The organism is Micromonospora rosaria (assembly GCF_001567585.1).
In the GTDB taxonomy this organism is placed as follows: Bacteria; Actinomycetota; Actinomycetes; order Mycobacteriales; family Micromonosporaceae; genus Micromonospora; species Micromonospora rosaria.
Genome location: NZ_LRQV01000006.1, coordinates 1 through 12,662, shown reverse-complemented (window position 1 = coordinate 12,662; position 12,662 = coordinate 1). Strand labels below are relative to the sequence as shown.

At 76.2% G+C, this 12,662-nt stretch carries 14 protein-coding genes and 1 pseudogene; 5 read left to right on the top strand and 10 right to left on the bottom strand.

Annotated features, from left to right (window positions below):
• Positions 1-39: 39 nt before the first annotated feature.
• Genes AWW66_RS03135 through AWW66_RS03125 form a run of 3 tightly spaced genes read right to left on the bottom strand, consistent with a single transcriptional unit; the run spans position 40 to position 4,544 of the window.
• Positions 40-1,353 carry a molybdopterin molybdotransferase MoeA gene (locus AWW66_RS03135; RefSeq protein WP_067359779.1) on the bottom strand — a complete coding sequence of 438 codons (1,314 nt, stop codon included), beginning with the start codon at positions 1,351-1,353 and terminating at the stop codon, positions 40-42.
• Positions 1,350-2,312 (bottom strand): UTP--glucose-1-phosphate uridylyltransferase, encoded by a 963-nt coding sequence (locus AWW66_RS03130; RefSeq protein WP_067359778.1) that lies wholly within the window; start codon positions 2,310-2,312, stop codon positions 1,350-1,352. Before AWW66_RS03130 ends, AWW66_RS03135 begins: the two co-directional genes overlap by 4 nt.
• A 9-nt stretch (positions 2,313-2,321) precedes the next feature.
• A complete protein-coding gene (locus AWW66_RS03125; RefSeq protein WP_211271823.1) occupies positions 2,322-4,544 on the bottom strand; it encodes a diguanylate cyclase in 2,223 nt (740 codons plus the stop codon).
• Between the two features lie 83 nt (positions 4,545-4,627).
• Here AWW66_RS03125 and AWW66_RS03120 point away from each other — a divergent pair, with 83 nt between their 5' ends.
• On the top strand, positions 4,628-5,287 hold the full coding sequence (locus tag AWW66_RS03120; RefSeq protein ID WP_067359776.1) for a 5-formyltetrahydrofolate cyclo-ligase: 660 nt from the start codon (positions 4,628-4,630) through the stop codon (positions 5,285-5,287).
• A gap of 61 nt (positions 5,288-5,348) precedes the next feature.
• On the top strand, positions 5,349-5,738 hold the full coding sequence (locus tag AWW66_RS03115) for an FmdB family zinc ribbon protein (RefSeq protein ID WP_067359775.1): 390 nt from the start codon (positions 5,349-5,351) through the stop codon (positions 5,736-5,738).
• 17 nt (positions 5,739-5,755) lie between these two features.
• Here the strand turns inward: AWW66_RS03115 and AWW66_RS34205 are convergent, their stop codons facing one another.
• Positions 5,756-5,929, bottom strand: coding sequence for a hypothetical protein (locus AWW66_RS34205; RefSeq protein WP_169807049.1), 174 nt, complete (start codon positions 5,927-5,929; stop codon positions 5,756-5,758).
• 61 nt (positions 5,930-5,990) lie between these two features.
• Here AWW66_RS34205 and AWW66_RS03105 point away from each other — a divergent pair, with 61 nt between their 5' ends.
• Entirely contained in the window at positions 5,991-6,347 is a 357-nt protein-coding gene (locus AWW66_RS03105) for a hypothetical protein (protein ID WP_067359773.1), read from the top strand.
• Positions 6,348-6,527: 180 nt separating this feature from the next.
• On the opposite strand, the gene AWW66_RS03100 is transcribed toward AWW66_RS03105, so the two are convergent.
• Positions 6,528-7,010, bottom strand: coding sequence for a DUF2231 domain-containing protein (locus tag AWW66_RS03100; protein ID WP_067359882.1), 483 nt, complete (start codon positions 7,008-7,010; stop codon positions 6,528-6,530).
• A gap of 195 nt (positions 7,011-7,205) precedes the next feature.
• Between AWW66_RS03100 and AWW66_RS03095 the strand changes: the two genes are divergently transcribed.
• Positions 7,206-7,634, top strand: coding sequence for a Fur family transcriptional regulator (locus AWW66_RS03095; RefSeq protein ID WP_067359772.1), 429 nt, complete (start codon positions 7,206-7,208; stop codon positions 7,632-7,634).
• A 45-nt stretch (positions 7,635-7,679) separates the two neighbouring features.
• Positions 7,680-8,537 (top strand): oxygenase MpaB family protein, encoded by an 858-nt coding sequence (locus AWW66_RS03090; protein WP_067359771.1) that lies wholly within the window; start codon positions 7,680-7,682, stop codon positions 8,535-8,537.
• A 59-nt stretch (positions 8,538-8,596) separates the two neighbouring features.
• On the opposite strand, the gene AWW66_RS03085 is transcribed toward AWW66_RS03090, so the two are convergent.
• The 5 genes and pseudogenes from AWW66_RS03085 to AWW66_RS34200 form a co-directional block, all read right to left on the bottom strand.
• Entirely contained in the window at positions 8,597-9,541 is a 945-nt protein-coding gene (locus AWW66_RS03085; RefSeq protein WP_067359770.1) for a RecB family exonuclease, read from the bottom strand.
• Positions 9,542-9,607: 66 nt separating this feature from the next.
• Entirely contained in the window at positions 9,608-10,222 is a 615-nt protein-coding gene (locus AWW66_RS03080; protein WP_067359769.1) for a MarC family protein, read from the bottom strand.
• Positions 10,223-10,262: 40 nt separating this feature from the next.
• The gene (locus AWW66_RS03075) at positions 10,263-11,144 is read right to left on the bottom strand and encodes a PHP domain-containing protein (RefSeq protein ID WP_067359768.1); all 882 of its coding nucleotides are present in this window, start codon (positions 11,142-11,144) and stop codon (positions 10,263-10,265) included.
• Positions 11,145-11,178: 34 nt separating this feature from the next.
• Entirely contained in the window at positions 11,179-12,444 is a 1,266-nt protein-coding gene (locus tag AWW66_RS03070) for a hypothetical protein (RefSeq protein ID WP_067359767.1), read from the bottom strand.
• Positions 12,441-12,662 (bottom strand): annotated as a pseudogene (locus AWW66_RS34200) (hypothetical protein); the annotation flags it as partial. The gene AWW66_RS03070 and the pseudogene AWW66_RS34200, both read right to left, overlap by 4 nt.

The window sequence follows — 12,662 nt, the reverse complement described above, 5'->3', positions numbered from 1 at the left end:
CAGCTCACAGAGCTAACCCTCCGCTCGTACCAGCAGAACTCAACGGCGGCGGTCCAGCAGGAGGACGTCCACGGTGGAGCCGGCGGCGGCCGTGGTCACCCGCTCGCCGAGTACCAGCAGGCCGTTCGCCTCGGCCAACCCGGACAGTGTGTACGGGCCGCCGCTGAGCGGTTGCACAGTGTACCCACCGCCTCGACGCTCGGCGACGTGGGCCGGCCGGAACTCGCGCAGCCCGCCCGGCGAGGTGATGGTCTCCAGCAGGTGGGCCCGGACGCTGGGCCGGAAGACCGGTTCCGCCCCGGCCAGCAGGTTGATCGCCGGGCGGGCCAGCACCTCGAAGCCGATCAGCGCGGCGCCGGGCTCGCCGGGCAGGCAGACCACCGGCACCTCCTCCGCGCCGACGGTACCGAAGCCCAGGGCCGCGCCGGGGTAGAGCGCCACGTCGGTGAAGGTGACCGGCCCGGCCCGCCCGCCCTCCCGCCGGGACAGGATGCGCCGCACCATGTCCCCGGGGCCGGTCCCGGTTCCCCCGGTGGTGATGATCAGGTCGGCCCGCAGGGTCTGGTCCTCCAGCAGGCCGCGCAGCCCCTCCGGGTCGTCGTCGCAGATGCCCACCCGGTACGCCAGCGCGCCGGCCTCGGCCGCGGCGGCGGTGAGCGCGTGCGAGTTGGCGTCGACCACCTGGCCCGGCTGGCTGCCCCGGCCCACGTCGACGAGTTCGTCGCCGGTGGCCACCACGACCACCCGGGGGCTGGGCCGCACCACCACGTGCCCGATGCCGGTGGCGGCCAGCACCGCGACCAGGGCCGGCGAGACGTACGTGCCGGCGCGGGCGAGCAGCGTGCCGGCCGGCAACTCCTCCCCGGCCCGGCGCAGCCCGTAGCCGCGCTTGGGCACCCGGTAGATCTCCACGGCGGCCATGCCCTGGTCGGTCCACTCGACGGGCACCACCACGTCGGCGGCGATGGGCAGCGGCGCGCCGGCCGCCACCGAGAAGCAGGCCCCGGGGGTCAGCCGGACCGGTCGCCAGCTCGCCGCACCGAGGTCACCGACCACGTTGAGCCGCACGGTGCGGTTCTGCGGGTTGCGGGAGCCGGCCGGGGCGTAGCCGCCGCCCCGGCCGGATCCGACGAGGTCCTCCCAGCGCGCCGCGTACCCGTCCACCGCCGCCTGGTCGAACGCCGGGTACGCGTGCGGGGCGACGACGTCCTCGGCGAGGACGTTGCCGTACGCCTGGGTGAGGTCGAGGTCGAGCGGAGGCAGCGCACGTAACCTGCGCAGCACACTGCCCAGGTATTCGGCGAGCGGCGTCAACTCGTTTTCGGCCGCCTCGGCGTCGGCCGTCGCGGTCATGTACTAGGCCCACCCGACGCGTCGGAGTTGACGAACTCGGCCAGCCACTTGCGGAACTCGCCGCCGAGATCCTCGCGCTCGGCGGCGATCTGCACCACTGTCTGGAGGTACCCCAGCGGCATCCCGGTGTCGTAGCGGGTGCCCCGGTAGACGATCGCGTGCACCGGGGTGCCCTCGTTGCGCAGCAGCTCCATCGCGTCGGTGAGCTGGATCTCCCCGCCGCTGCCCGGCTCGGTGCGCCTGATCGCGTCGAAGATCTTCCCCGGCAGCACGTACCGGCCGAGGACGGCGAGGTTGCTCGGCGCCTCCTCCGGCTTCGGCTTCTCCACCATGCCGGTGACCTTGACGACCTCGCCGACGTCGGTCAGCTCCGCCTCGGCGGGCTCCACCGAGGCGATCCCGTACCGCTTGGTCTCGGCCGGGTCGACCTCGAAGAAGGCGAGCACCACCCCACCGGTACGGGCCTGCAGCTCCAGCATCGCCGGCAGCAGCGGCTCGTCCGGCTTGACGAACTCGTCGCCGAGCAGCACCGCGAAGGGCTGGTCGCCGACGTGCGACTCGGCGTACCCGACGGCGTGCCCGAGGCCGAGCTGCTCCGGCTGCCGGCAGGTGTAGATCTCGGCCAGCTCGCTCGGGCGCTTCACGGCGGCCAGCCGCTCGGCGTCGCCCTTGGCCTCCAGCCGGGCCTCCAGGTCGGGGCGGCGGTCGAAGTGGTCCACCATCGATGTCTTGCCCCGGCCGGTGATCAGCAGCACGTCGGCGAGGCCGGCCTGAGCCGCCTCCTCGACGATGTACTGCAACACCGGTCGGTCGATCACCGGCAGCAGCTCCTTGGGCACCGCCTTGGTGGCGGGCAGGAACCGGGTCGCGAGGCCGGCGGCCGGGATGACGGCCTTGACCGCGCGTGGGCGGCCGGTGGGAGGGGTCGCCGTTGAGGGGTTCGCTGAGTGCTCCGACATGTCGCGAGACTATCGGCCACGGCCCTGCCGCGGCGGGTGTGGCCCGGAAGACGCGCCGCCCGGCGCACCGGCGCGCGGGAGCCCGTCGGCGGGGGTGACCGCCCGGACCGCGACGGGGATCTCCTTGCGGGTGGGCCGGGCCGGTGGCTCGGCCACCCGGTACGTGTCCCGACCAGCCGCCTTGGCCGCGTAGAGGGCGCTGTCGGCGGCGTCGAGCACCTGCTGCCCGACGGTGGCGTGGTCCGGGTAGACGGCGATGCCGACGGAGACGGTGACCGGCACCGGAACCGTGACACCGGTGTTCGTGCCGACGATGATCGGGCTGTCCCGGACCACCGCGCCGAGCCGCTCGGCGACGATCGCCGCGCCCCGCGCGTCGGTCTCCGGCAGCAGCAGGACGAACTCCTCCCCGCCCTGCCGGAAGGCCAGGTCGACCTCGCGGATCTCGCCGCGCAGCCGGTGGGCGAACTCGGCCAGCACCGCGTCCCCGGCCGCGTGCCCGTACGTGTCGTTGACCACCTTGAACCGGTCCAGGTCGAGGGCGAGGACGCTGAGCATCCGACCAAACCGGTTGGCCCGTTCCACCTCCCGGCGCAGCGACTCGCGCAGGTACCGGTAGTTCCACAGCCCGGTGAGCGGGTCGGTCAGCGAGAGCCGTTGCGCCTCCTCGTGGATCCGGACGTTGTCCACCGCCACGGCGGCGTGGCCGGCGAAGGCGCCCAGGGTGGCCAGGTCGTCGTCGTCGAACTCGTCGCCGCCGTGCCGGTCGTAGAGGACCAGCACGCCGATGGCCGCCCCGCCGCCGGCCGCCGCGCCCTGCCCGTCCGGCCCGTCAGGCCCGTCCGGCCCGTCCGGCTCGGGCCCGCCAGCCCGGTCCGCCGGTGCCGTCGGGCCGGGCCCGCTGGCCTCCGTCGGGTCCGGGTCGGTCGGGGCGGCGTCGGGGACGGTGAACGGCACCGCGACGTACGTGGCGCAGCGTGGCTCGCCGGAGCCCACCGGGGCGGCCGGGTCGGCCCGGCCCCGCCGGGGCTCGCCGGTGGCCGCGACCGCGCCGACCACCCCGTGGCCGACGGGTACCCGCAGCATCGCCGGGCCGGCCGGGTCGTCGTCCGGCCACCGCCCGGCCAGCCCCTCGGCGCACCGGCCGACCAGGGTGCCGGAGGTGTCCAGCAGCAGCACCGCGCCGGCCCGCGCGCCGGTCGCCACGATCGCGCTGTGCAGGATCACCCGCAGGATGCGTTGCAGGTCGTGGGTGCTGGCCAGGGTGTCCCCGAGCACCGCCAGGTGACTGCGGAGCTGGTCCCGGCTGGTGGTCAGGGCCTGCACGTAGCAGTCGGTCTCCCGGGTCATCCGGTTGAAGGCGGTGGCCAGCCGGCCGATCTCGTCCTGGCTGCGCACCGGCACCCGGGCGGTCAGGTCGCCCCGGGCCACCCGGTCCGCCGCGCCGGCCAGCTCCACCAGCGGCCGGGTGGTCACCCGGGCCAGCCGCGCGGCGGCCAGCACCGCCAGCAGCCCGGCGAGCAGGACGGCGGCGACCAGCGCCGGGTACAGGCCGGTCGGTCGGTCGCTGGGCACCGAGAGCAGCAGCGGCAACGGCTGCCCCGGGGCGGGGCCGACCCGCCGCAGGTACCGGCCGTCGACCTCGGTGACCCGGTCCGGCGCGGCGGCCGGTCGCGGCCGGTCGGTGACGGCCGTGGCGTCGGCGGGGCCGGCCGGCCCGTCGAGCAGGTCCACGGCGACCCCGGTCACCGCGGCCAGCCGGGCCACCAACGCCGTGTCGACCTGCCAGGCGGCGGCGACCGTACCCCGCGCGACGCCGGCCGGGTCGCGCAGGTCGACCCGGGCGGACAGGGCCCGGACCGGGCCGCCGCCGGCCGGCGCGGCGGTGCAGTCCCACCAGGGCGTCGTCGGCGCGCCGGGGGTGGTGTAGGTGACCCGGCCGGTGGCGTCGGTGACCTGTACGGCGGCGGCCAGCCCTCGGCTGACCACCTGGTCGGCGGTGCCGGGGCGGGCCGCCTCGGCGGTGAGGGCGACCGCGTCGGCCGCCGCGCGCAGTTGCTGGCAGAGCGCGTCCACCGAGGTACGCACGGCGGCGGCGGCCACCCCGAGCCGTTCGGTCGAGCGGCTCCGGTCGACCGCGACCACGGCCGAGCCGACCAGGAACGCGCCCAGCAGGACCGGGCCGAGCACCACCGCCAGGAAGGCTGCGGTGAGCCGCCCGCGTAACGTCACGCTTCCCCCCGGCAGTTCCGCGCCCGATGCTGCGATGCTGACACAGAGCCACCGCTAGACAAACGTTGCGTCAGGAGTGTTGCGTGCCTGATTTTTCTGATGAAGCGGAAGTGACCGCTGAGACGAAACGGCACACCCGGGTCGAGCTGCTCGCGCACCGCCGGGCACTCACCGCCGAGCAGCGGGCCGACGCCGCCGGGCGCGTGGTGGCCGCGCTGACCGACCTGGTACGCCGGCTGCGCCCCCGGCGGCTGGCCGGGTACGTCCCGGTGGGCTCCGAACCCGGCGGCCCGGACCTGCCGGCGGTGCTCCGGGCCGCCCTGCCGCCCTCGGCGGACCTGCTGCTGCCGGTGCTCCGGCCGGACCTGGACCTGGACTGGGCGGTGTACGACGGCGCGCTCGTCGCGGCGGGGCGGGGGATGCGGGAGCCCGGCGGGCCCCGGCTCGGGGTGACCGCCATCGCCTCGGCGGACCTGGTGGTGGTGCCGGCGCTCGCGGTGGACCGCCGGGGCCTGCGGCTGGGCCGGGGCGGCGGCTCGTACGACCGGGCGCTGGCCCGGGTGCCGGCGACCGTGCCGACCGTGGCGCTGCTGCACGACGGGGAACTGGTCGGGTCGCTGCCGGCGCTACCGCACGACCGGCCGGTCCGGGCGGTGGTCACCCCGGCCTCAGGCGTGATCGAGCTGTCCCCCGGGCCGGATGTCGGCCCCGGCACTTCCGCTGGACGAACCCGGGTCCGATGACGCACCATTGGCACTCGAATACGTCGAGTGCCAATCGGCCGTCGGAGATCCGGAGGAGACCGTGCCCACGTACCAGTACGCCTGCACCGCGTGCGGCAACCAACTCGAGGCGGTGCAGTCCTTCGCCGACGCGCCGTTGACCGAGTGCCCGGCGTGCGAGGGCCGGCTGCGCAAGGTGTTCAACTCCGTCGGGGTGGTGTTCAAGGGGTCCGGTTTCTACCGCACCGACTCCCGCACCTCGGGGTCGGAGGGCAAGAGCGGCGGCGGCTCCGGCAAGTCCGGCGCCGACTCCTCGTCGACCAGCTCCACCGGCTCCTCGTCGGGGTCGGCCAGCTCGTCGTCGGGTTCCTCGTCCGGGTCGGGCACCGGCTCGTCGGGCGGCTCGACCGGCGGCGGCGCGACGAAGACCCCGGCCGCCAGCAGCTCCAGCGCCGGCTCCAGCTCGTCCTGACCGCGCGGCGGGGCGGGTCAGTCCCAGTGCGGCGGACGCTCGGCGAGCAGCCGGTCGTCGTTGCCGCCGCTGTGCTCGCCCCACCCCCGGTCGGTGTCGTCGGCCGTCTGCTCGGGCAGCACGACGAAGTCCTCGCCGAAGTCGACGGTCCGGTCGTCGTCCCCGCGTACCCCGGGATGCACAGCGCTCACGAGGGGCAAGGATAGCCGGCCACCACCCTCACGGGCGGGGACGTTGGTAGCGTCGACCGGCGTGACGACGCCCAGTGGTGCCAGCCCCGAGGACGACTACTGGCGACGCCCGCCGGCATCGCCGGACGGGCCGCCCGGCTTGGGTCCGCCGGCCGCATCGACGGCTGCCGGGCCGTCCCGGCCCGGCACCGGCCCCGGCGGGTACGCCGGTCCGCCGCCCACGGTCGCGCCGCCGCCCGGCTGGCGTCCTCCGCTGCACCTGCAACCCGCGCCGCCGCGCCACCTGCCGCCGCAGGACATGGCCGGGCTGGACAGCGCCGAGCAGCGGGCCCAGCGGATCACCTACGGCGTCGGCGCGGTGGCCGGGGTGGTGCTGCTGGTCCTGCTCTGCCTGCTCTGCTCCCGGCTGGTCTTCTGAGCCCGACGGGGTGTGGTGTCCGGGGCGGGGACACGCCCCGCTCAGCCTGTCGACCTGCCCGCATGAACGGGGCACGCCTCACCGACCATCCGCCGGTCCCACCGGCGGGGCAGCTCGACAGGCCGTGGCACCGACGCCCCCGGTCCGACCGGAGCGCCCGACGGGACCGCAGCGCCCCGTCTAGAAGGTGTCCTGCCAGAGCGTCTCCGCGCCGGTGTGCCCGGCCCGGACGGTGTAGATCAGCACCGGGATCGACAGCACCACCACCAGCACCGACAGCACCCGGCCGACCCACGACGGCAGCTTCGCCACCTTCCGGCTGCGGCTGTTGACCACCAGCAGGGCCAGGGTCGCCAGGGACAGCGCCACGGTGAACCGGAACAGCATGTCGCCCTGCAACGAGTGGTGGTAGATCTCGTCCAGGGCCTCCTGCTGGTAGCCCTTGTCGATCAGCGCGTTCTGGAGCGCCTCACCGGACTGGGTGGAGACGAACGCCACCACCGGAGCGCCGAGCGCGCTGAGCGCCACCGCCCAGTCCAGCTTGGGCCGCCATGTCGGGCGGAGGACGTACACGGCGGCGAGCACCGCGAGCAGCGGTATGAGTGTCACGGCCGCGTGGACGACGAGCGCGTGCAACGGCAGGCCCAGGAATTCCCTGAACACCGACACCTCCGGCGGTGGGATGCGGTCGTGGGCAGCCAGCGTACGCCCTTTCGGGCCGACTGCCCTGTCACCGCCGTACACGCAGCCGACGCCGGTCCGGTTCAACCACGTTCACCCCGGTCCATGCCTGTGTCCGGGGCCACCCCTCCTGACCGGCCGCTTGTCGCCCTGGTCACCGCGTGCTGTGATGGATTCATGTCCGGCGGTGAGGATCTGCTCCGGTCGAGGGGCCTGCGGGTCACCCGGCCGCGCCTCGCCGTGCTCGACGTCCTCGCCTCCGGCGGCCACCTGGAGGTCGACGAGATCACCCGCCGGGTCCGCGAACGGCTCGACTCCGTCTCCACCCAGGCCGTGTACGACATCCTCGGCGCGTTCTCCCGGGCCGGGCTGTCCCGGCGGATCGAGCCGGCCGGCAGTCCCGCCCGGTACGAGGCGCGGGTTGGTGACAACCACCACCACGTGGTGTGCCGGGGCTGCGGCGAGATCGCCGACGTCGACTGCGCCACCGGCAGCGCGCCCTGCCTCGACCCGAGCAGCTCGCACGGCTTCGAGGTCGACGAGGCGGAGGTGACCTTCTGGGGTCTCTGCCCCGGCTGCCAGGCCCGCCGCCGCGCCGACCACTGACCCGGCCGGGGTGCGCGCGCCGGGCACCGTGGCACTCTTGGTCGGGTGGATGACTCCGAGGACGTCGGCCTGTTCGGTCCGGGATCGGTCACGTGGAAGGTGCACAAGGAACCGGTCCTGATGGTCGCCGGCCTGCGCTCGCTCTACCTGCAGGCGTTGCACCCCCGGGCGATGGCCGGGGTGGCGCAGAACAGCAACTACCGGACGGACGCCTGGGGTCGGCTGATGCGGACCTCCACCTACGTGGCGACCACCCTCTTCGGCACCACCGCCGAGGCGGAGGCGGCCGGCCGCCGGATCCGGGCCCGGCACGCCCGGATGCGGGCCCGTGACCCGGTCACCGGCGCGGAGTTCCGGGTGGACGAGCCCGACCTGCTGCGCTGGGTGCACGTCACCGAGGTCGAGTCGTTCGTCACCACCGCCCGCCGGGCCGGGCTGGCGCTGACCGACGCCGAGGTGGACCGGTACTACACCGAGCAGCGGCGGGTCGCCGCCCTGATCGGGTTGGACCCGGCCACCGTGCCCGGCACCGCCGAGGAGGTCGAGCGGTACTACCGCGACGTCCGCCCGGAGCTGCGGATGACCCGGGAGGCGGCCGAGACGGCGCTGTTCCTCACCGTGCCGCCGATCCCGTGGAAGGTCAGCCTGCCGCTGCGGATCGGGCTGACCCTGGGCCCGCCCCGCTGGGCGTACCTGGGCCTCGCCGGCACCGCGGTCAGCCTGCTGCCCGCCTGGGCCCGCCGGCTGTACGGCGGGCTGGGGCTGCCCACCACCGCCCTCTCGGCCGACGTGAGCGTCCGGGCCCTGCGGCTGGCCCTGCGCGCCCTGCCGCAGCACCTGCTGATCGGGCCGATCCAGATCGCCGGCCGGGAGCGGGCGGCCCGCCTCACCGCCGCCGCCTGAGCCGTCACCCCGTCCGGCGACGGCCGACTCCCGCGCGGCGGGCACCCGGCCGGTGCGGGCTACTCCGGGGCCGGTCGGGCCGGCGGTGCGGTGAGGGTGTTCTCCATCGCCGCCCACGGCTCCCGGCCGGCGACCTGGGACCCGGCCGGGCAGGACCGTCGGTAGTCGCACCAGCCGCAGCGCTGGCTGGGCGTGGTGGGGAAGGCCTCGTCGGGGTCGCTGCCGTCGGCCACCGCGCGTTCGGCGGCCATGATGTCCCGGGCGGTGTCCTCGGCGCGGGCGACCTGCCGGGCCAGCGACTCGGGGGTGTGGTCGTGGCCGGCGACCGTGCCGGTGGGCAGGTGGTGCAGCTCCACCCGGTGGCACGGGCGGCGGAATACCCGCTGCGCCGCGTACGCGTAGAGGGCGAGGGCCTGGGAGCCCCGGGCGTCGTCGGCGTCCAGGCCGGACCGGCCGGTCTTGTAGTCGACGATGGCCAGCTCCGGGCCGGCCTCGCCGGTGCGGGCGTCGATCCGGTCGGCGCGGCCGTTGAAGGCCAGCACCGAGGTCTTCACCGCCACCACCCGCTCCACGCCCAGCGGCTCCACCCCGGGTTCCAGCGTGTCGACGTAGGACTCCAGCCAGCCCAGCGCCTGCCGGAAGGCGGCCCGCTCCTGCTCGTCGTCGCGGTACCCGTCGCCGACCCAGGTGCCCTTGAGCAGCCCGGCCAGCGCCTCGGGCCGCCGCCGGTCGGCGGGCAGGGCGTACCAGTTCTTCAGGGCGGTGTGCACGCTGGTGCCGAGCGAGTTGTGCGCCCAGGGCGGGCCCTTCGGCGGGGCCGGCCGGTCGACGTAGGCGTAGCGGTACCGCCGGGGGCAGTCCGCGTACGCGCCGAGCTTGCTCGGTGTGCAGACGAAGAGGCGCTCCGGCATGCCGTCGAAGCCGAGCTGCTCGGGCTGCCCGGCGCGGGGGCGGGGGGCCCGGCCACCGGCGGCCGGGCGGGGCGTCGGAGAGGATCGTCGCACCCCTGCGATCCTGCCATCCCGGTACGACACGGGCCTCCCCGCCGCACCGCGCCCGCCCCGGCCGGGTCAGGCCAGGCTGCTGTACTGGGTGACGAAGGCGGCCACCGCGTCCGCGATGAGCTGCACCGCGATGGCGGCCAGCAGCAGGCCGGCGATCCGGGTCAGCACCTCGATCCCGCCCGGCCGCAGCACCTTGACGATCCCGCCGGAGAACCGGAGCACCACCCAGACCGTCAGCATCACCGCGACGATCGCGGCGGCGATCGAGACGTAGTCCGCCGGGCCCCCGCTCTGCTGCACGAAGAGCATGGTCGCCACGATCGCGCCGGGGCCGGCCAGCAGCGGGGTGCCCAGCGGCACCAGCGCGATGTTGGAGGTCGCCTGCTTGGTGGGGTCGTCGGTCTTGCCGGTGAGCAGTTCCAGGGCCACCAGGATCAGCAGCAGGCCACCGGCGGCCTGCAACGCCGGCAGGTCGACGTGCAGGTACGCCAGCAGGGTCTGCCCGGCCACCGCGAAGACCACGATGACGCCGAGCGCCAGCGCCACCGCCTGCCAGGCGGCGCGGTGGCGCTCCCGGGCCGACAGCGGCCCGGTCAGCGCGAGGAAGATGGGCATCATCCCCGGCGGGTCGACGATGACCAGCAGGGTCACGAAGACCTCACCGAAGAGCTTGGCGTCCACGCGATCACGGTAGTCGCGCCGGCACCGGCGCGACCCCGGGTCAACCGGTTGCGACCCCGGTCACCCCGCTGGACTCGGCGACGATCCGCTCGTACGCCGCCGGGTCGGTGGTGAACGCGCCGAGCCGGACGGTCTTGTGCGTGCCGTGGAAGTCCGACGACCCGGTGACCAGCAGGCCGAGGTCGGCGGCGAGCCCCCGCACGTGCGCCCGCTCGGCCGGCGAGTGGTCCTCGTGGTCGGCCTCCAGGCCGGCCAGCCCGGCCTCGGCCAGCGCCGCGATCAGCTCGTCCGGGACGGTCGGGCCCCGGCGGCTGGCCCGGGGGTGGGCGAAGACCGGCACGCCCCCGGCGGCCCGGACCAGCTCGACGGCGCGGAACACGTCGAGGTCCTCCTTCATGATCCGGTACCGCTCGCCGAGCCAGCGCGGCCCGAACGCCTCGCTGGTGGTGGCGACCAGGCCGGCCCGGATCAGCGCCGCCGCGATATGCGGTCGGCCCACCGCGCCACCGCCCGCCCCGGCCAGCACCTCCGCCCAGCTCACCTCGATCCCGTCGGCCCGGAGCAGGTCGACGATCCGTTCGGCGCGCACCTCCCGGCCGGCCCGCATCCGGGTCAGCTCGGCCGCCAGCGCCGGGTCGTCCGGATCGAAGAGGTACGCCAGCAGGTGCAGCGACACCGCCGGGGTCACGCCCGCCCAGATGCAGGAGATCTCCGCGCCCCGGACCAGGCTGAGCCCGCGCGGCAGGGCCGCCAGGGCCGGCGCCCAGCCGGCGGTGGTGTCGTGGTCGGTGATGGCCAGCACGTCGAGACCGGCCCCGGCGGCGGCCCGGACCAGCTCCGCCGGGGTCAGCGTGCCGTCGCTGGCGGTCGAGTGGGCGTGCAGGTCGATCCGGGGGCCGGGCCGGGCGGGGGGCGTACGCACCGCCCGACGGTACCGGGGCCGGGCGACCGGCCGGTCAGGGCCGGCTGGGCACGACCACCACGGTACGGCTCTGCGGTCCCGCCCCGGCCAGCGTGGTCGAGGTGCCCCGGTCCCCGGCGAGCACCCGGTCGACGCGCAGCCGTACCAGGTTGCCGCCGGTGTCGACGTACAGCGCGCTCTGCGGCGTCGCCCAGGCCACCGCGCCGGTCGCCACCGGGCCGGCCACCCGGACCGCCGGGGTCGACCCGAGCGTGTCGAGGTCGACCAGGAGCGCCCGGGTACCGCCCTCCGCGTCGCCGTTGACCAGCAGCCACCGGCCGTCGGGCGACACCGCGCCGGGGCCGTCGGCGGCGAGCGGTACGCAGCTCGACCGGTCCGGGGCCAGCCGGCGGGTCGGGTCGAGCAGGGCCAGGCAGGACCGGCCGGCGGCGTCGACGAGCTGGCCGACGAGGCGGCCGTCCGGGCGGCTGCCGTAGACCTGCACGGTGGCCGGGTCGGCGGGGGCGGCGGGCGGTCCGTCGGCCGGCCGCCACAGCGTGTGGCCGGGCCGGGCCGGGTCCGGGCGGACCAGCACGGTGTCGCCGACGACGCCGGCCACGGTGGCCGGACCGGTCGCCGGGGTCCGGGCGGTGGCGACCAGTTGGCCCCCGACCACGCCGGCGGTGAGCAGGTGCCCGCCGTCGCGCCAGGCGACCCGCGTCCCGTCGGCACCGACCACGATCGTCGCCGCGCCGGCCAGGAGCACCTGGACCGCGCCGGTGGGCTGGACCGCCCAGAGGGTACGCCCGGCGGCGGTCGGGCCGCCCACGACCAGCCAGCCGGCGTCGTCCGCCATCCGCTGGGCGCGGTCGATCGGGCCGACCCCGTCCAGTTCGAGTTGCCGGCCGTCGGTGGTGCCCAGGGAGGTGCCGACGATCAGGTCCGTCTCGGCGCGGACCGCGCCGACGGCGGGCGGCGCGGGGCGGGCCGGGCCGGGCGACGCCGACGGGTGGGACTGCTCGCCGAGCACCACCGTCGGGGTGTTCGGCCGGCCCGCCTGGCCGCCGAGCTGGGCGGTGCCGGCGCTGACCACCGCCGTGGCGACCGCGGCCAGCGCCACCCCGGTCACGGTACGGCGGCGCAGGGTCCGGTTGGCCCGGCGGATGGCCCGGTCGGCCGGGTCCACGGGCAGCGGCCGGGGCGCGGTGACCTGGCGGTGGAACGACTCCCGTACCGCCCGCGCCAGTTCGTCCTCGGCCATGTCGAGTGGACGCTCCAGGCCCGCGCTCCGGTTGTCAGGTCCGCCCGGTACGCCGCTCATCGGGGCTCCGCCGCGACGGTGGTGACCGGCTGGCCGGGCCGCGAACGGGCCCCGGCCACCCGCCCGGCGGCGGTCGGCGCCGGCTGCGGCTCGACCGGCCCCGGCGGCGGGGCCACCACCGGCCCGGCGGTCGGGGTCGGCGGCACGCCGGGCGGGGCCTGCGGTGCGCCGGACCGGGGCAGGGTCGGCGCGGCGGCGGTCGGGGCCGGCGGCGGGGT

Bases quoted from the DNA above. Each gene is read 5' to 3' on its own strand.
- AWW66_RS03095 (WP_067359772.1), top strand. From the start codon at position 7,206: ATGTCCGGCGGTGAGGATCTGCTCCGGTCGAGGGGCCTGCGGGTCACC.
- AWW66_RS03135 (WP_067359779.1), bottom strand. From the start codon at position 1,353: ATGACCGCGACGGCCGACGCCGAGGCGGCCGAAAACGAGTTGACGCCG.
- AWW66_RS03130 (WP_067359778.1), bottom strand. From the start codon at position 2,312: ATGTCGGAGCACTCAGCGAACCCCTCAACGGCGACCCCTCCCACCGGC.
- AWW66_RS03070 (WP_067359767.1), bottom strand. From the start codon at position 12,444: ATGAGCGGCGTACCGGGCGGACCTGACAACCGGAGCGCGGGCCTGGAG.